At 67.1% G+C, this 17,257-nt stretch carries 16 protein-coding genes; 1 reads left to right on the top strand and 15 read right to left on the bottom strand.

Annotation, left to right across the window (positions count from 1 at the left end; genetic code table 11):
• Nucleotides 1-114: 114 nt before the first annotated feature.
• The 15 genes from HWY37_RS05560 to HWY37_RS05490 form a co-directional block, all read right to left on the bottom strand.
• On the bottom strand, nt 115-1,515 hold the full coding sequence (locus tag HWY37_RS05560; protein ID WP_176088095.1) for a sigma 54-interacting transcriptional regulator: 1,401 nt from the start codon (nt 1,513-1,515) through the stop codon (nt 115-117).
• Nucleotides 1,516-1,564: 49 nt separating this feature from the next.
• Complete coding sequence (locus HWY37_RS05555; protein ID WP_176088094.1) at nt 1,565-3,607, bottom strand: TadG family pilus assembly protein; 2,043 nt, start codon at nt 3,605-3,607, stop codon at nt 1,565-1,567.
• 89 nt (nt 3,608-3,696) lie between these two features.
• Entirely contained in the window at nt 3,697-4,131 is a 435-nt protein-coding gene (locus tag HWY37_RS05550; protein WP_176088093.1) for a DUF3613 domain-containing protein, read from the bottom strand.
• A 22-nt stretch (nt 4,132-4,153) separates the two neighbouring features.
• A complete protein-coding gene (locus tag HWY37_RS05545; protein ID WP_176088092.1) occupies nt 4,154-5,026 on the bottom strand; it encodes a tetratricopeptide repeat protein in 873 nt (290 codons plus the stop codon).
• Entirely contained in the window at nt 5,026-6,024 is a 999-nt protein-coding gene (locus HWY37_RS05540) for a type II secretion system F family protein (protein WP_176088091.1), read from the bottom strand. The genes HWY37_RS05545 and HWY37_RS05540 overlap by 1 nt, the downstream gene beginning before the upstream one ends.
• A 12-nt stretch (nt 6,025-6,036) precedes the next feature.
• Nucleotides 6,037-6,960 (bottom strand): type II secretion system F family protein, encoded by a 924-nt coding sequence (locus tag HWY37_RS05535; protein ID WP_175211515.1) that lies wholly within the window; start codon nt 6,958-6,960, stop codon nt 6,037-6,039.
• On the bottom strand, nt 6,960-8,321 hold the full coding sequence (locus HWY37_RS05530; protein ID WP_175211518.1) for a TadA family conjugal transfer-associated ATPase: 1,362 nt from the start codon (nt 8,319-8,321) through the stop codon (nt 6,960-6,962). Before HWY37_RS05530 ends, HWY37_RS05535 begins: the two co-directional genes overlap by 1 nt.
• 33 nt (nt 8,322-8,354) lie before the next feature.
• Nucleotides 8,355-9,683, bottom strand: a complete 1,329-nt coding sequence (locus HWY37_RS05525; RefSeq protein WP_176088090.1) for a pilus assembly protein CpaE — start codon at nt 9,681-9,683, stop codon at nt 8,355-8,357.
• On the bottom strand, nt 9,680-11,041 hold the full coding sequence (locus HWY37_RS05520) for a type II and III secretion system protein family protein (protein WP_176088089.1): 1,362 nt from the start codon (nt 11,039-11,041) through the stop codon (nt 9,680-9,682). The genes HWY37_RS05525 and HWY37_RS05520 overlap by 4 nt, the downstream gene beginning before the upstream one ends.
• Before the next feature lie 65 nt (nt 11,042-11,106).
• Nucleotides 11,107-12,066, bottom strand: coding sequence for a Flp pilus assembly protein CpaB (gene cpaB / locus HWY37_RS05515; RefSeq protein WP_175211524.1), 960 nt, complete (start codon nt 12,064-12,066; stop codon nt 11,107-11,109).
• Nucleotides 12,063-12,542, bottom strand: coding sequence for a TadE/TadG family type IV pilus assembly protein (locus HWY37_RS05510; RefSeq protein WP_176088088.1), 480 nt, complete (start codon nt 12,540-12,542; stop codon nt 12,063-12,065). Before HWY37_RS05510 ends, cpaB begins: the two co-directional genes overlap by 4 nt.
• 13 nt (nt 12,543-12,555) lie before the next feature.
• Nucleotides 12,556-13,017: a TadE/TadG family type IV pilus assembly protein gene (locus HWY37_RS05505; protein ID WP_246302201.1), complete on the bottom strand. Its 462-nt coding sequence runs from the start codon at nt 13,015-13,017 to the stop codon at nt 12,556-12,558.
• Nucleotides 12,963-13,484 (bottom strand): A24 family peptidase, encoded by a 522-nt coding sequence (locus tag HWY37_RS05500; RefSeq protein ID WP_176088086.1) that lies wholly within the window; start codon nt 13,482-13,484, stop codon nt 12,963-12,965. The genes HWY37_RS05505 and HWY37_RS05500 overlap by 55 nt, the downstream gene beginning before the upstream one ends.
• A gap of 157 nt (nt 13,485-13,641) precedes the next feature.
• A complete protein-coding gene (locus HWY37_RS05495) occupies nt 13,642-13,854 on the bottom strand; it encodes a Flp family type IVb pilin (RefSeq protein ID WP_175211531.1) in 213 nt (70 codons plus the stop codon).
• A gap of 121 nt (nt 13,855-13,975) precedes the next feature.
• Entirely contained in the window at nt 13,976-14,806 is an 831-nt protein-coding gene (locus HWY37_RS05490; RefSeq protein WP_176088085.1) for an MHYT domain-containing protein, read from the bottom strand.
• Between the two features lie 542 nt (nt 14,807-15,348).
• Between HWY37_RS05490 and HWY37_RS05485 the strand changes: the two genes are divergently transcribed.
• Nucleotides 15,349-17,010: a ShlB/FhaC/HecB family hemolysin secretion/activation protein gene (locus tag HWY37_RS05485; RefSeq protein WP_176088475.1), complete on the top strand. Its 1,662-nt coding sequence runs from the start codon at nt 15,349-15,351 to the stop codon at nt 17,008-17,010.
• The last annotated feature ends 247 nt before the right edge of the window (nt 17,011-17,257 follow it).

The following is a 17,257-nucleotide window of genomic DNA, read 5'->3' as shown; positions in this document are numbered from 1 at the left end:
TTCCCCAAAAAAATCGTTGCGGAACTATAGCAATTTATTTCGGCCGGGACAGATGCCCTTACATCCGTCAGGCCCGGAATTGTCGCGCGCTACGGGCCATCCCCTATTGCGCGTTCACAATGTCTCGGCAATGCCGTCGACGGGTTCGCCCTGGCCTGCCCCCAGCTGCAACTTGCGCATTTTTTCCCACAGCACCTTGCGGCTGATGCCCAGCGCATGAGCGGTGTCCTGGCGGCGCCAGCCGTTGGCGTCCAGCGCCGTCAGCACGCGCGCGCGCTCGGCGCGTTCGGCGTCGGAGAACACTACCGGTTCGGCGCGCGCGCCGGCCGCGGCTGTGGCGCCCGCGGGCCGCAACGGCTCGGCCAGCTGGTCGAAGATGCGCTCGATGCGCGGCTGGTCCCAGGCCTGGAACTGCCGCCGCATGATGGCGACGCGCTCGGCCACGTTGGACAGTTCCCGCACATTGCCCTCGTAGCGGGTGCGCGCCACGCGCTCCAGCAGCCATGGCGGCGGCTCGCCCTCCACGCCCTGGCGTTCCAGCAGGGCGCGGAAGATCGCGGCCTTTTCCTCCGGGCCGCGCTGCTCCAGGTTGGGTATGCGCAGCTCGATGACCGCCAGCCGGTAGTACAGGTCCGCCCGGAACTCGTCCTGCCCCACCAGCAGCCGCAAATCCTTGTTGGTGGCGGCGACCAGGCGGAAGTCCACCGGCACCTCGACCGTGGAACCCAGCCGCGTCACGGCGCTCTGCTCCAGCACGCGCAGCAGTTTGACCTGCTGGTACAGCGGCAGGTCGCCGATCTCGTCCAGGAACAGCGTGCCGCCGTTGGCCTGTTCGAAATAGCCCTTGTGCGCGCCGACCGCGCCGGTGAACGCTCCCTTGGCATGGCCGAAGAAATGCGCTTCGAACAAGCCTTCGGGTATGGCGCCGCAATTGACGGCCACGAAAGGCCCGTCGCACCAGGCCGCCCGGTCATGCAACAGGCGCGCAATGCGCTCCTTGCCTACGCCGGTTTCGCCATGGACCAGCACGTTGCTGCGGCAGTCCGCGAATATCTCGGCCTCGGCCAGCAGGTTGCGCATCGGCTCGGACACGGCGATCAGCGGCTGCTCGCGCCTGGGCGCCGCACGGCTGAGCTGGTTCAGAGTGCCCAGCAGTTCGTACAGCAACTTGCGCAGGTCCGCAGTGGTGAAGCTCAGCGGCAAGGTGTAGGAGTATTCCGGCGGGTAGTAGCGCGGATCGCGCCCGCGCGCTTCCGCCGCCACCCAGATGACGGGCAGGCCCTGCGCCGCCAGCCAGTCGTAGCCGCTGAAGCGCTTGTCGCCCATCACCGACACCGACACCAGGGCCACCGCAGGCCGCGCCAAGTCGCGCGGCGGCGGAAACGCCGTGCCGGCATCCGCCCGCAGCAGCGACACGTCCATGCCGGCCAGGCAGCGCTCGGCGCGGCTGGCGATGTCGGAAGTGCCTTCCCAGACGTACACGTCGAATTCGTCGCGCGCGTAAGCCTGGCTCATGGCTTGCACCATGCCAGCAGGGAAAAGGTAAAGGTCACGGAGCTCATCATCAGTACACCAGTCGGGGCTTGCCGCAATCCACGGAAATCAATGACACATCGGTCTGGCCCACGCTCAGGCCCAGCACGTTGAGCAGCTGCTGCAGCACCACGGACAGCGAACTCAGCAAAGGATCCAGCAGCACCATCACGACGGACAACACGCCGCCCACCTGGTTGCCGCCGCTCAGGGCCAGCGTGCCGACCGCGTTGACGCGGCACTGACGGATCGCGTCCGGCACCAGGGCCAGCGCGCAGGTCACGTCGCTGAGCGGGGCAAACAGGAGCGAATTCAGGATGTTGCCCACCAGCTGCAGCGTGCCGCCCAGCACCCCCGTCAGGCCGCCCGTGCTCAGGCGCGCGCCGAGCTGGTCCATTGCGGTCTTGGACCATTGCATGTCGTTGACGACCTTGGAGATGGTCTTGCCCGCGTTGTTCTTGTCGCCGCCCACCAACTGGGTGGCCAGGTCATTGCGCTGCGTATCGGTCAACGGCGTGCCGTTGTTGAACAGGTCGCCCAGGATGCCGCCAATCACGGCATCGGTCAGGTTGGAGGCCAGCTTGGACAGGTCCAGATTGGTGGCGTTTACGGTGGCGGAGGAATTGGGCGATGGCGGCGCGGTCAGCGTCACCGACACGGGCGCCGACGAACTGAACACCGGCAGCGTCACCCGGGCGGTGAGCGGCAGTATGCCCAGCACATTCAATACCTGATAGCGGCCGATGGCGCTGAACGCGCTGGGTTCGCAGCGGTTGGTGAGCGACTGGAAATTCGCAGGGGTGGTATCGGTGGCATTCGCCATGCCGGGAAAGCGCCCCAGGCAGACGCTGGCCGCCGCGGAAGTGACGTCGATCACGGCTTGCGTCGGAGTCAGCGGCGCCTGGCACAGTTTGCTCAGCGTGCCGGTGGACTGCGCCACGTCGATGATGATGGGCAGGTCCACCTTGGTTTTCAGCGTATTGGCCAGCAAAGGGCCAACCAGCGGGATATTGCTGGTGTTGACGCGCAGATACACGCGTATGCCGGCGCTGATCGCCTGCGTGCCAACGCCGCCTATGCCCACGGCAGGCGGCTCGACGATGCGCACCCGCGCATCCAGGCCCAAAAGCGGCACGCTCAGCCCCAGATTGATCAGGTTGCTGCCGTTGGCGATGGCCAGGCTGGTTTCCAGGATGTTGAGCGCATTGACCTGGGCCTGCAGGGCGGCGCTGGGATCGCCGCCCACCACGTTCAGATTCAATACGCCACCGTCGCCGAACAGCTTCACGGGCAGGTTCAGCGGCATCACATCCAGCACCGTCTTGATGGCGTTGGTCAGCAGCCCGACATCGGCGCCGACGGTGCCTTGCTGGTTGATGGCGGTCAGCGTGGCATTGAGCAATTGGCCCAGCGTCAGGTTGCTGACCGCCGCCAGCTGCTCCGGCGTGCCCACCCCGGCAGCCACCGACAGCGGCAGCCCCAGCGCCTGCAACAGGCCCGCGGGCGTGATGCCGACATTGGCCAGGCCGGCGGCGTCCAGCACGTCCAGCTGGGTCGGCGACGCCCCCACGGTGGAGAGCAATTGCGACAGCAGGCCGCCGCGCTGCAGGCGCAGCAGCCGCGAGCCCACCGTGAAGGTCGCGACCGGCTGCGTGTTGGTGGCCACGGCGGCGACCGACGCCGTGGCGCCGCTCACGCCAGGAACGAGGTTGGCCAGCTGCTTGCGCACGCTGACGCGCACCGCGTTGTAGACCTGTCCCGCCGTCGGGTCGAAGACATGCATGCCGGTCGCATCGGACCGGGTCGGATCCCACACCTTGCACTCCACCGTGACGTCGGCGGCCGTGAACGTGTCCAGAATGTTCGGCACATTGGCCAGGGCGGAAGTCCGGCCCGCGGCGACCGCGCTGGCGCAATCGGCGGCGGAGCCCAGGTTCAACACCTGCACCGCCGACAACGCCGACAGGTCCGCCGCCTTCTGCATCTCGCGCTTCATGTAGAAGCTGTAGCCCAGTTGCAGGGCGCCCAGCAACACCACTCCCACCAGCACCGCGAAGACGACGGCGACGGTCATGCTGCCGCGTTGCCGCGACGGCGAGAGTGGGTGAAAACGGCCGGCTGACATGCTCTTGCGACTCCGTATCCGCAGATCCGCCTTGGGCGCTATTGGGTGTTGGGGGTTTCCACGTGCCGGTCGAACCACTCTGGAATGGGATGCTTGAAGCTGTCCAGGTAGCGGTTCCAGGCGGCCGTGGAAACCGGCCCGAGCACGGGCAAGGCATTGCCGGCGCGGCGGCCGTCGGCCTGTGCCGCCAGCAGGCCGCGCGTGACGTCGCCGAAGTTTTCTTCTGGCGCCGGCGCGGCCGCCGCGGGCGCTTGCGGCATGGGCGTCTGCACCTGCTGCACCACCGGCCGGTCGGGCATGGACGGAGCGGGAACGGACTCCGCGATGGGCGCAGCCACCGCGGCAGGCGGCGCGCCGGACATGCTGCCGGTCAACGGCGCATTGGACTGCGCCGCGCCGCTGGCGGGCGCCAGCGCGGCCGCGGCCAGGACGCAAGCCAGGAGGTAAGAGGCGCGATGGGTCGGGTGGGACATGGCAATCTTCCTGGAGATGGGGTTAGCGCACGATGGGGCCGTTGGCCAGCCCTTCCATCACGGGACTCATCAAGGGCATGGCGGCATGCTCGCCGCTGGAGACCCGGGTGGCGGGCGCCAGGCTTGCGGCGGGAACCGGAGCCAGCTGGCCGCGGATCTCGGCGGCCAGGCGCAGCACCTGTCCGCGCGCCTCCTCGCTCAACTGCGCCCGTTCCATCAGGCGCTGCGCCTTGACCGGGTCGCCTTCCACCAGCAGCAGCACCGCCAGGTTCGCCAGCACCTTGGCGCTGTCCGGCGCCAGTTCGGCCGCCTGCCCCAACGGCACGCGCGCGCCCGCCGGATCGCCGGCCCGCAGCCGCGCGTAGCCCAGGTCGCCCAGGATCCGCGCGTCCATGGGAGCCAGCTTGGCCGCGCGGGAGAAATAGTCGGCGGCCTGATCGAACTGTCCGCGCGTACCGGCGATCAGGCCCAGGCCATGCCAGCCCTCGGCCGCCTGGTCCGTCGCGGTCAGCGCGCGGTAGGCCTGCTCGCTCAAGGCCGTCTGCCCGGTCTGGCGCAACGCCTCGGCGCGCAGGGCCGCCACCCGCGGATCGTTGCCGAACTTCTGCTGATAACCGTCGATGTAGGCCAGCGACGCGAAATAGCGCTCCTGGCGCTGCGTCTCGACAATCATGGACAGCATCATCTCCGGCTCCTTCGGCCGGCGCTTGCTCTCCGCCTCGTCCTCCTTCTGCCGCATCAGCGCCTGCTCCTGCTGCTGTTGCTGGATCAGTTGCCAGGCGGACTCCGCGCTGTTGCTCTTGCAGCCGCTCAAGCCCGAACCCGCCGCCACAGCCACCGCGGCCACCAGGGTCCAGCGCCATGCGCGCGACCTGCCTTCCGTTCCGCCCTTCATCACATCCCCCCCATGCGCGACAAGCCGCGCAACACCGCGATAAACCCCGCACCGCCCGTCACGATCAACAGCGCGGGCAACAGGGTCACGATCATGACCCCCGTCATCTTGACCGTGGTCTTGCCGACCTTCTCCTTCAGTTCCAGCCGGCGCTTGTCGCGCAGGCGCTCGCCAAAGCGGTTCAGGGGCTCCTGCACCGCGCCGCCATGCTGGTCCACCTGCGCGATCAGCCGGCAGATGGCCGACAGATCGTCGTTGTCGAAGCCGCTGGCCAGCCGGGCCAGCGATTGCTCGCGCGTGCGGCCGCGAACGTAGAGTTCGGAAGCCAGGCGCAATTCGAACGACAGCACCGGCAGCACCTGTCCGAATTCCTTGACCAGCACCTGCAGGCTCTGGTCGATCGACAGGCCCACGCCCTGCAGCAGGCGCAGCAGGTCGATCAGCAGGGGCAGCTCGTCCGCGGCGAGTCTGCGCCGGCGCGCCAGGCGCCGCTGCACGAACCATTTGGGCAGCATGTAGCCGATGGCGAACCCGAAGAAGGCGGCGACGAGCGCGCCCATCGGCATATCGGTCACATGCTTGCTCAGGTCCAGCGCGACGGCCACGACCGGCAGCAGGATCGCCAGGCCGAACCGGATCACGACGAAGCGCGAGCGCGCGATGCCCGGATCGGCATAGCTCGCCATGTCCACCAGCTTGCGGTCCTCGCCCGCCAGCAGCGCATCCGCCAGCCGCCCCTCGCTCAGACGCTTGCCGAAGGTGTCGGCCGCCCTGGCGGCCGCCGCCAGCCGGCCCTTGCCGCCCTCGCCGCGCAAGGCCGCCGGCGCCGCGGCGCCCCCCTCGCGCGCCGCCAGCGCCTGGTCCACGACTTGCCGGCTGCGGCCCTGGCTGCGCAGGCGCCGCGCCATGCCCAGGCCCAGCACCAGCAAGGCGGCGGCGACCAGCATCAGCGCCGTCGCCAGCACGGTGGACGCGTTCCAGGAGTGCAAGATATCCATCCGCGCCTCTCCTCAAATGGCCTTGGCCATGCGATACAGCCAATAGCAGCCGCCGATCTGCAAACAGACTGCGGTAGCCAGCATCTTGAAGCCCAGGGGGTCCTGCCACAGCCCCATGAACAGATTGTTGTTCGCGACGATGATGAAGCCCGCGATGCCCACCGGCAGCAGCGCCAGGATCCAGGCGGACAACCGGACCTCTGCGGAACTGGCCGTCAATTCGTTGCGCGCCTGCGCGACGTCGCGCATGAAGGCGGCCATGCGCTCCAGCACCTGGTCGCTGCGGCCGCCGAAACGCATGGCCAGCGACACCACCGCGGCCACCATGTACAACTCCTTCAAGCCGTACAGGCGCGACACGTGCGCCAGCGCCGCGTCCAGCTCCTTGGAGCGGCTCAGGCTGGCCGCCATCTCCACCACTTCGCGCAGGGGCTCATCGGTAGCCGCGGCGGCGGTCTGGAAAGCCGCACCCATGCTGTTGCCGATGGTGATCAGGCGCACGATGTTGTCCAGGAATGCGGGCAGCTGCGAAATCATGCGCCGCTGGCGCTTGTCCGCGCGCAGCCACAGCAGGAAGTAGGCGAACACGGCCAGCAGCACGAAGGTCACCACCCCGGACAGGACGCCCAGGAACAGCCAAGCCATTGCCGCGCCGGCGAGCACAGGCAGCGCGATGCGCAGATACAGGCCCGTGCTCTGGCGCAATCCGGCCAGCCGCAGCAACCGGTCCCAGCCCGAAAAGCCGCTGCGGAACACGCGACCGCTTTCGGCAAAAGGCGCGCCGCCTGCGGCCTCGTCGCGGCCCCGCTGCAGCTGGGTTTCCAGGAAGGCGGAACTTGCCGTGCGGCGCGCGCTGCGGCCGGCATGGCGCCACAACAGCACCGCTCCGATGGTCAACACCGCGGCCAGGCTTGCCAGCGTCAGGACTTCCAGCATCAGCGCCTCCTGCTCCAGAAGCCGCCGCCCCCGCCATCGCGGTCGTCCGACGGATTGTCGTTGGCGCGCGCCTCGTTGCGCAGCTTGGCCAGCTTGGGCGTGTGGGGATGGATGCCCAGCCAGTTCCAGCGGTCCTTTTCCTCGCCGTCTGGCGTCGCATAGGATTCGTGGCGATAGAGCTCCTGCGTGGAGATCACGTTGTCGCCCATGCCCGTGACCTCGGTCACCGAGATGACGCGGCGCTTGCCGTTGGACAGGCGGCCGATCTGCACGATGAAATCCAGCGCGCTGGCGATCTGCCGGCGCAGGCTGTCCTCGCTGCCCTGGAAGCCGGCGAAGCCCGCCAGCATCTCGATCCGGTACAGGCATTCGCGCGGCGAGTTCGCGTGGATGGTCGCCATCGACCCCTCGTGGCCCGTGTTCATGGCCTGCAGCATGTCCATGACCTCGGCGCCGCGTACTTCGCCCACCACCACGCGGTCCGGCCGCATCCGCAGGCTGTTGCGGATCAGTTCGCGGATGGTGACGGCGCCGCTGCCGTCAAAGCCGCCCTGGCGCGATTCCAGCCGCACCACGTGCGGATGGTTGAGCGACAGTTCCGCCGTGTCCTCGACCGTGACCACGCGTTCCGTTTCCGGGATGAAGAATGCCAGCGCGTTGAGCAGCGAGGTCTTGCCCGAGCTGGTGCCGCCGGACACCAGGATGTTGCAGCGGTTCTTCACCGCATCGTTCAGCAGCCGGTAGATCTCTTCGTCGAACGTGCCCAGGGTCAGCAGGTCCGCCGGCTTGAGCGGGTCCTGGCGGAACTTGCGGATGGAGACCATGGGCCCGTCCACGGCCAGCGGCTCGATCACCACGTTCAAGCGGCCGCCGTCGGGCAGGCGCGCGTCGACCATGGGGCTGGATTCGTCCAGCCGGCGGCCGATCGGAGCGAGAATGCGGCGTACGATGCGCAGCACGTGCTGGTTGTCGGTGAAGCGCAGCGTCTCGCGCGCCAGCACGCCGCGGCGCGACACGAAGACGTTGTCGTAGCCGTTGATCAGGATGTCTTCCACTGCCGGGTCGGCCAGCAGGTCCTCCAGCGGCCCCAGCCCGGCCAGCTCCTTGGTCAGGGCCTCCGCGATCGCCCGCATTTCGCCTTCATTGATCGGCACCCGGCGCAGGCGCACGAAACTCGCGACCTCGATGTCGACGAACTCCTGGATGGCCGAGCGGGCCCAGCGCCCGAACTCGGCGCCCAGCTCCTCGATGCGGGACAGCAGGTGCTCGTACGCCGCCGTCTTCACTTCCTGGTAGCGGTCCGACGCCGAAAAGCCTTTATCGCCGTCGCCGCCAAACTCTATCGTCGCAGTCATGATCATGTCGGATCCCGTAGCCGTCCGTCCGTTCTTGCGTCAACCGACCACCATGCGGCGGTGCACGCCGGGCAGCCAGGTAGCCAGCCAGCTCGCCCGCCCGCCGGGCGTGTTTTCTTCCGCGCACAGGCGTTCCGCCAGCCCGTGCACCGCGCGCACGTAGACGTCGCGCTCGGCCTCTTCGTGCAGCAGATGGCCCCGGTTCGTGCACACCATCAGGGCCAGGGTGCGATCCGGCAGCGTGCCCACCAGTTCAAGCTGGAAGCGTTCGGCGATCTGCTGCGCGGTCATGCCGTAGCGTTCGTCGTAGCGGTTGACGATGAGGCCCAGGCTGCGCCGGTCCACGTGCAACTGCTCCAGTTCCTGCAGCAGGCCGGCCAGCGACACCAGGGCGCCCACGCTCTGGTCCGTCACGATCCAGTTCTGTTGCGAGGCGCGGGCCAGGCCCGACACGAATTCCGGATTGGTAAAGCCGCCGGCGTCGGCCACCACGACGGAGAAATGCTGGCGCATGCGCTCGAACACCAGCAGCGAATCCGATTGCGACACATCGCGCATCTGGCCCAGGTCGCGCGGCAGCGACAGCACGCTCAGGCCATTGGGCGTGTGCGGCATGGCCGATCCCAGCAGCGTGGAATCAAGGCGGCGCAGGTTGCGCGCGGCCTCGGCGAAATCGAAATCGCCGCTGATGTTCAGATAGAGCTGGCAATCGCCCACCGGCCAGCCCAGGTCCATCAGCGCGGCGCGGCTGGACAGGGGCAACGGTTCCCCCGCCGGCTTGGCGGCCTTGGCTCGGGTGGCCGCGGCGCGCTGGTTGTGCACCTGCTTCAGGCGGTCCTGCACCATGCCCGCCAGGTGCACGGCAAGCGTGCTGGTGCCCACGCCGGGGCGCGCGCCCAGCAGCAGGACGCTGCGGCGCGAACCGTCCATGCGTCCGTCCACCGGCCGCTCCAGCAGGCGCAGCACCACCTCCTTGATCTCCTGCGGCGCCACCGAGGGATCGACGAAATCGCTGACGCCCGCCCGCAGCGCGGCGATCGCTCCCTCGGGCTGGCTCAGATACCCGACGGCCACGCGCGGCACCGTCGGCGCGATGCGCGCCAGCAGGCGCGCAAGCTCCGCGGACTTGAACAGTTTCCCGGGCTCGTCCTCGCTCAAGGTGAAATCCAGGAACACCAGCTGCGGCGCGATCTCCGCCAGACGCCGCGCCAGCTCCTCCACGCGCGGAGCCTCCTGGGTCAACATCCCCAACTCTCCCAAGGCCTGTCCAAGCTGCGCGGCAACCGTATTGCCTTGCGAGCAGAACAGGAACCGCGTGCCGTTTTGCAGGCCCACCCATTCGCTTGCATGTGTCTTCATATTGCTCACCGTGAAAAGCCCGGCATCTGCTGACCGCCCACCGGGCCGGTCAGGTAATAACCCCAAGCGTTGAAAGCCGTGTCCGTCTGCTCCTGCTTGGCCCCCGGCAGCGGCAACGCCACGCCGCGCGCGATGGGTCGCACCAGGCGCGGCGTCACGACGATGACCAGCTCCGTGTCCTCCTGGGAGTAGTCGACGCTGCGAAAGAAGGAGCCGATGATGGGCAGGTCGCCCAGCATGGGCACCTTGTTGACCATGGCCTTGGTCTGGCGCGACACCAGGCCGCTGATCACGAAACTCTCGCCGTCGCCCAGCTCGACCGTGGTGTCGGCGCGGCGGGTGCGCAAGGCCGGAATGATGGTGCTGGTGTCCGCGCTGGTGTTGATGGCGATGCCATTGGTGTAGTCCAGTTCGCTGGCCTCTGGCGCCACCTTCAGCGAAATGCGGTCGCGCGACAGCACCGTGGGCGTGACCGTCAGGCCGATGCCGAAGGGCTTGAAGGTCACGTTGACCGTCCCCAGGCCGCCGGCCTGCGGGATCGGCAATTCGCCGCCCGCCAGGAAGCTGGCGCTCTGCCCCGTCAACGCCACCAGCGTCGGCTCGGCCAGGACGCGCGCCATGCCGTTGGTCTGCAGCAGGCGCAGGCGCGCCGAGAAATTGTTGGAGTCGTAGAACAGCGAAAAACCCGACGCCAGCGGGCCGCCAAGGCTGGCCGGCATGGTCGTGCTACCCCCGCTCCAGGGGCCGTTGCTGGCGGTGAAGCTGATGCCGGCCGCCTTCATCACCGAACGCGACACCTCCACGACCTTCACTTCCACCTGCACCACCCCGCCGCTGCCGGCGGTGGACATGTCCACCACGTTCTTTTCCCCGCCCACGGCGGAGGCGGCCATTGCCGCCGACGCGATCTGCCCCATTTGCGTTTCGGAGTGGCCCGACACGACGGCATGGCCGTCCGCGATGTCCACGTTGGCGCCGCCGCCCAGGCCGCGGCTGGCCAGCGCCGCCTGCACGCTGCCCGCGACGCGCACGTTCCAGACCTGCGGCGCGGCGTTGTTGCCGGTCCAGACCTGCAGCTGCGTGGTGCCAGGCTTCTTGCCATAGAGCAGCACGGAGCCTCGCCGCTTGCCGGAGGCCGGCAATACCTTCACGTCCGCCACGTCGGGGTCGCCGATGGCGATGCGCGTGGGCGCGCCGCCATCCAGCGTGAGGGTCTGCTGCCCTTTCACCGCCAGGGCCAGATCGCGCACGGGCGCGTTCGCGGCGGCGGCGGGCGCCGCGGTTTGAGCCAGGCTGAGGGCACCATGGGTCATCGCTGCCGCGGCCGACAACAGGCAGATCATGGTGGTGCGCTGATGTTTCTTCATTGTGCTGGACCTGATGATGGGAAAAGTCCGGCTGCGGCCAGCGCCTGGTCCGCCCGCAGCCCCGTTCAATAGCGCACGCGCTCGGATTTGTCTCCTCGGAGGATCTCCACGGTTCTGCCGCCGCCCGAGCCCTGAGCCCGGCCCGGCGCGCGGCTGGCGGGCGTGCGCGCCGCGGGCGTGGTGCCGTCCAGCTGCGCCAGGCTCTCGCCGGCAAAAGCGCGATTGGGGCCCGATAGCAGCGCCTCGCGCTGCTCGGGCGTCAGGTCGGCGCGGACCGGCAATACCGTGCCACGCTGGGCGAACAGCTGCGCGTCCGGAACGCTGTCATCGCCCACCGGCCGCAAGGCCAGTTGCAGGCGGCCAGCGCGGCTCGCCAGCATCAGCTCGTTGACGCGCTCGACCGGCACCGCCAGCACCGCGGTGCGCGCCGGCTGGCCCGGACCGCCCTGCTGCAAGACCGATTTTTCGTCCGGCCCTTCCACCGAGGTCCGGCCATAGGCCAGCACGCGCACCTGCGATTGCAGCAAGCGGGCCTGGCCCACGGCCACCTCGGCGCTTTTCTCGATCATGAAGAACACGTCCACCATGTCGCCGGGAACGATGCGGTTGCCGCCTCCGATCACTTCGTCCACGGCAATGGCGACCGCGCGCTCGCCCGGCTTGAGCTGGCGCGCCAGGCCCTGCGTGAGCAGGCTGGGCACGATGGGATCGCCCGCGGCCACGTCGACCCGCGTCACCGCGCCTTCCAGCGGCGCGGTGTCGGCAAAGCTGCCGGACAGCGCGACCTGCCATTGCGCCACGGTCAGCATCGTTGCGCTGTCGATGCGCGTACCCGCGGCAATCGGCCCGCTGGCCACCACCACGGGGTGCAGCTTGACCGGCTCCGCCGGCGCGGCCGCGACTGGCGCAGGCGCCACGCTGGCCGGAGGACTGGCCGGCGCCGACGCCAGCCGCCAGGCCACGAAGGCCAGCGCCAGGCCCGCCACCAACAACATGCCCGCGACGATCTTGCTCAGACTGCTCATGGTGTCCCCTGCGATATCTGCACGACGGCCTGCGAATACAACCTGCTGGGTATCCAGTTCCGGTTCGTGCCGGGCAGCGCGGTGATCAAGCCCCGCACGGTTTCCAGCAGCGGCCAGGACTGGGTGGTGTAGGTCATGGCGACGGTGGCGCAACTGGCTTGCTTGCCGCCCGAACCGGTCCAGGCGCATGGCGCGCTGGTAGTGCTGCACAGCACGGAAGAGCTGGCGGAAAAAGCGCCCATCGCCGCCAGGCAGGCCGCGCCGGGAACATCGGCTTGGCCGTTGTAGCGGGCATAGACCGCGGCGCGCGCGCCATCGGCGGCGGCGGCGGCCAGTTGTTGCTGCATCCAGAACAACGCGCCGAAGCCGACCACGCCGCAGATGAACAGCAGCAACAGGGTGAGCGTCAACGAGAACTCCAGCGCGGCGAGACCGCGCTGCCGCTTGCGCGGCTGCATATTCGGAAGGTGTGGCATGGTCGCGCGCATCTCAGTTCCCCGCGCCCAGCGCGTTGCCCAGGTGCACCGTGGCGCGGGCGCTCAGCACGCTCGACGCCGGCATCAGCGCCGTCCGCAGCAGCGGCAACGACGGGATGAGCGGATGCGCGCCATAGGCGTAGGACACCGTGACCTCGACCTGGTCCTGCGCCAGCGGCAGGCCGCTGCAAGCGCCGCCGGCCGCGCTGCTCAGCGTGCCCGCGCTGCCGCACACCGCCACCTGGACCGGCGCCGTGGACATCGTGCTGATCCATTGCGCCTGGTACAGCGCGGAATCGCGTCCGGCGTTGGCCCGCGCCGCCAGCGACGCCGAGCCGGCCTGCCACTGCAAGACCTTGCGCGCGCCGTCCTGTGCGGCCAGCGTGACGGAATGCTGCGCGGCGACCACCAGGGAATACGTCAGGATGCCGTAAAGCACCAGGAAGAACACCACGAATACCAGGGCGAATTCCACGGAATAAGAACCGCGCTGCATGCCGCCACGCCCATGTAGGCGGCATAGGGAATCTGCCGCGCCCGCAGGCCCAGCGGCCAGAATCGCGACACGATGAGGTACAGCAAGCCATGCAGGCCGGCCAGCACGCTGGCCAGCGCCAGCGTCACCATCAGCGGCGCGAACCCCAGCAGCAGCCCCAGCACGGCGATGGCCTTGATATCGCCCGCCCCCATCAGCCGCCTTGTCCATAGCGGCAGGAAGGGCACGGCGACCAGAAAGCCGGCGAGCGCCATCAGCCAGCCCGACCAGCGCGGCGGATAGGCCCAGCCGGGCGCCAGCAATGCCGCCAGCAACCACAAAAGCTGTCCCGCGCATCCCGCGACGATCAGCCGGTTGGGGACACGGCGATAGCGCAGATCGGCGTGGATCAGCGCCAGAATCCAGCATGCGAACAACAGCCACCACAGCACTTCCCCTGGATACAAGGCAAGACCTTCTGAGAATTCGGATTCGACGACTAGCGCGCGTCCGGCTGGACGCGGACTCCTTCAATCAGGCGATGCTGTATTGCGGGTACGCGCCACGGCGGCCCTGTACTGCCCTGCCGCCGCCGCGACGCGCCGGAATTGCGACTCACCGGCTTCAGCCGCCTGCACCTCCGCCCCCACCCGTGGTCGTGCCGGCCCTGGCGGTGTCGAGCTTGGTGCCAAGATCCTCGAACATGCTTTTCAGGGAACCGGAAAAGGCGCCCACCGCGACAATGAGGGCTACCGCCACCATTCCCGCGATCAGCCCGTATTCCAGGGCGGTGATACCGTCTTCGTCATTCCAGAACTGCGCAAGCGTTGCTTTCATGTCGAGCTCCATGGGTCTCGATTGATGACCGGGGCCGTTCCTGAAAATACAGAGCCAGCCCCCTCTAGCCTGGAACCGCCCGCGCGCCGCCATGCTTCCGGGACGCGCGTCCAGGGTCCCGCTAACCCGGCCCCGGCGAGGCTCCGGGCAATCTGTCCGAAGCCGCGCCGGGCGCCGATTCGATAATCGAGTCGATGCGTTGCGCGGTGCGCGCGCGAAAACGTTCCGAGGCGCGCTGCAAGTGCCAGCGCATGAGCAACAGGGTGACGGCCGACAGCGCGAAGGCGATATAGGGCAGCATGGCCCCGCCGATATGCATGCCGACCGAATCATTCGGGGTCGTGCAGACGACGGCGCCGGCGGCTGCGCCGGTGTAATGCATGCCGCATACCGCCACTGCCATCAAAATGGCCGCGCCGACGCGCTGGCGTTCGTTCTGCGTATTGAAGGCGAGCCACAATGCAGCCGTGGCCGCGACCACGGCGATCAGCACCGATAAAACCACCAGCGGCAGGTCCCACAGCAATACCGCCGGCATGCGCATGGCGCTCATGCCCAGATAATGCATGGACGCGACACCGAAGCCCGCAGCGCTGCCTCCGACCAGGCAACGGAAAAAGGTGTAGCGGTCGCGTCCGACATACCAGAACGCCCAGCCGGAAAATCCCGCGGCGACCAGAAAACTGAGAGTCGTCAAACCCACTTGATAACCAACTTCAAATGGCAGGTTCTGGGCCAGCATGCCGATGAAATGCATGCTCCAGATACCGACGCCGCCCATGGCCACGGCGCCGATGCAGATATAGCCGATGCGGATTTCCCCGTCCTGGGTTTCAGCGCGTATGCCCGCCGCGGCCAGCAGGGCCACATAGGAACCCAGCGCCGCGATCAGGAAGGACAGCGCCACCAGACTGCCGTTGAAGGAAAGGGGAACGACCTCGCCCGGACTCATGAGCAGTCTCCGGAATACCTGCCGCCACGGCGCGCGGCCGGCAGGCAGTAACAGTCCATCTTGCGGCAATCCCCAGCCATCCTTGCCTCCGGGCGGGTTCACACATTTTGCGTACTTTTGATACGTATGATTAGTTTATATATTGCTAAATCATACACATCAGGGTTTTCACGGATATTCGCGATATTGCGACATAAGATGTGTAACGAACACCCCTAGTTTTGCGAAAACATTATTAAAAACCATCAAACGGCATTTATCTTTCGCATAAATATATTCCGCAACAATAGAATATTCGGAAATAATACTTCAGTGTTTCCTTTACGCTGGCTGAATTTGAAATGAATTGTCATTCAGGGGCAAATACTGGCACCATATGCGCACCGCCAAATGCAACCCTTTCTTAACACTGTTGCGACCCTTTTCTATTTGATACTCGATCAATATGGGCTATCCGTTCAGAAGCGCCAGCGGAAATGAGAGATAAAACAGGCAGGAGATGCGTGTTCCCGGCGAGTCCGCTCTGCCTTGCCCTCTTCGGCATGCTGGCAGCCGGGCCGCAAGCCTGGGCGGAGGGCCCGCTGCGCGGAAACCCCGTGGACGCCATGCCGCGGATCGAACGCCCCGCCTCCGCAACCCAGCCCCCGCCCTACGTCCAGACCGCGACGCCCGAACAACTCGCCTTGCAGGCGCGGCTGGCGCAACGCATCGTGCCGCGCAATTTCGACGTCAGTGGCGTGCGCGCGATTCCCTTCGAGGAAGTGTCCGGACTGCTCAGCCCGCTTGCGGGCAAGGAGACCAGCCTGGGCGAACTGGTCGCCGAAGTCGACAAGATCACGCAGCTGTACCGCGACAAGGGCTATCCCCTGTCATTCGCGCTGCTGCAGAACCAGACCTTCGCCAATGGCCTGGTCGTGGTCACGGTGGTCGAGGGCTACATCGGCAACGTGCGGATCGAAGGCGATATCGGCAATGCCCGGGACCGGTTGGAAGCGCTGGCCGGACCGATGCAGGAGGAACGGCCGCTCAAGCAGGCCACGCTGGAACGCCAGCTGAACCTGATGCGCACCGTGCCTGGCGTCAAGTTCACGCCCAGCCTGGACCTGCCCCGCCGCGCCGACGGCGCCACCGAACTGGTGCTGCAGGCCAGCCGCCAGCCCGTCAGCCTGACCGGCGGCATCGCCGACCTGGGCACCGGCATGCAGCCCGTGGTGAACATGGCGACCAACAGCCTGACGCCGCTGGGCGAGCAGGTGAAGCTGACCGCGTCGGTACCCTTCAACACCGATGACGTGAAGTACGTGTCCGGCGAAATCCGCGTGCCAATAGGCGCGGACGGCCTGGCCGTCAAGATCGACGGCTATCACTACGACGCGCGGCCCCAGGACGACGCGATCGAGTATCTGGGCTTCGAGCGCCGCGTGAAGAACGACCGCATCGGCATAGGCGTGAGCTACCCCTTCCTGCTGAACAACACCCGTTCGCTGACCGGCACCATGGGCGTCTACGCCGCGAACTCCAAGGACCGCTACGAGGCCCGCAGCACCGACCGCTGGCTGCAGCAGGATGCGCAGGTGCGCGCGGCCACCGCCGAGCTGCGCTATATCCAGGTGTCCGAAAGCAAGGCGACCGACGTCACGCTGACCGTGGCCAAGGGTTTCGACGCCGCAGGCGCGAAAAAGGATATCTCGACCAACTACGGCTATTCGGGCACGCCGGTGCTGGACCTGGATTTCACCCGCTACAACCTGAACGCCAAGCAGACCTTCGTGCTGCCGGCGCAGCTCGGCCTGGTGTTTTCCGGCGCCGCGCAGTACTCCAGCAATATCCTGCCGTCCTCGGAACAGGTTTCCTACGGCAGCTGGCGCTACGCCATGGGGTATCCGCAGGGTGAGCAAAGCGGCGACAAGGGGGTCGGCGTGTCGGCGGAACTCAACCGCCGTTTCGGCACGGGCTGGCAATACCTGTCCAGCGTGCAGCCCTACGCCTTGGTCGACTACGCGCGCACCTGGTACAACAACAAGAGCCTGCAGGCGCTGAACCAGCGGCATCTTTCGTCGGTCGCCCTGGGTCTGCGCTTTACCGACGACAAATACTATCTATTCGATTTCAACGTGGCCAAGCCGGTGGGGTCGGCCACCGTCAACGACAACCGCAACGTGCGGTTCAACGCCAACTACTCGCTCTTCTATGACGCGTTCTAGCGCTGCGCCAGCGCCAGCGGAATACCGACGACGCCCGTTACGACGGGCGTTTTTCTTGCCCGGAACGCGCCAGCGTTACGTAACGCGGACCGTAACGTAACGTCGGATAAACGGTCATTCGTAACATTCGCAGGGTCCGCGCGATCGTAAATATGAGGATTCTTTTAATCTGAGGAAAACCCTAGAATTGACCCTATCTCATTGATAAAAATACGTTTTTTATCACGGAGAATTGCAGAAAACACGA

The organism is Achromobacter anxifer (assembly GCF_903652925.1).
GTDB classification, from domain to species: Bacteria; Pseudomonadota; Gammaproteobacteria; order Burkholderiales; family Burkholderiaceae_B; genus Achromobacter; species Achromobacter anxifer.
This window is presented reverse-complemented; position numbering and strand designations above follow the sequence as displayed.

Excerpts from the sequence above, each read along its gene's own strand:
- HWY37_RS05530 (WP_175211518.1), bottom strand. The coding sequence starts at position 8,321 with ATGATCATGACTGCGACGATAGAGTTTGGCGGCGACGGCGATAAAGGC.
- HWY37_RS05520 (WP_176088089.1), bottom strand. The coding sequence starts at position 11,041 with ATGAAGAAACATCAGCGCACCACCATGATCTGCCTGTTGTCGGCCGCG.
- HWY37_RS05540 (WP_176088091.1), bottom strand. The coding sequence starts at position 6,024 with ATGGATATCTTGCACTCCTGGAACGCGTCCACCGTGCTGGCGACGGCG.
- HWY37_RS05545 (WP_176088092.1), bottom strand. The coding sequence starts at position 5,026 with ATGAAGGGCGGAACGGAAGGCAGGTCGCGCGCATGGCGCTGGACCCTG.
- HWY37_RS05485 (WP_176088475.1), top strand. The coding sequence starts at position 15,349 with ATGCTGGCAGCCGGGCCGCAAGCCTGGGCGGAGGGCCCGCTGCGCGGA.
- HWY37_RS05490 (WP_176088085.1), bottom strand. The coding sequence starts at position 14,806 with ATGAGTCCGGGCGAGGTCGTTCCCCTTTCCTTCAACGGCAGTCTGGTG.
- HWY37_RS05560 (WP_176088095.1), bottom strand. The coding sequence starts at position 1,515 with ATGAGCCAGGCTTACGCGCGCGACGAATTCGACGTGTACGTCTGGGAA.
- HWY37_RS05550 (WP_176088093.1), bottom strand. The coding sequence starts at position 4,131 with ATGTCCCACCCGACCCATCGCGCCTCTTACCTCCTGGCTTGCGTCCTG.
- HWY37_RS05510 (WP_176088088.1), bottom strand. The coding sequence starts at position 12,542 with ATGCCACACCTTCCGAATATGCAGCCGCGCAAGCGGCAGCGCGGTCTC.
- HWY37_RS05495 (WP_175211531.1), bottom strand. The coding sequence starts at position 13,854 with ATGAAAGCAACGCTTGCGCAGTTCTGGAATGACGAAGACGGTATCACC.
- HWY37_RS05535 (WP_175211515.1), bottom strand. The coding sequence starts at position 6,960 with ATGCTGGAAGTCCTGACGCTGGCAAGCCTGGCCGCGGTGTTGACCATC.
- cpaB (WP_175211524.1), bottom strand. The coding sequence starts at position 12,066 with ATGAGCAGTCTGAGCAAGATCGTCGCGGGCATGTTGTTGGTGGCGGGC.
- HWY37_RS05555 (WP_176088094.1), bottom strand. The coding sequence starts at position 3,607 with ATGACCGTCGCCGTCGTCTTCGCGGTGCTGGTGGGAGTGGTGTTGCTG.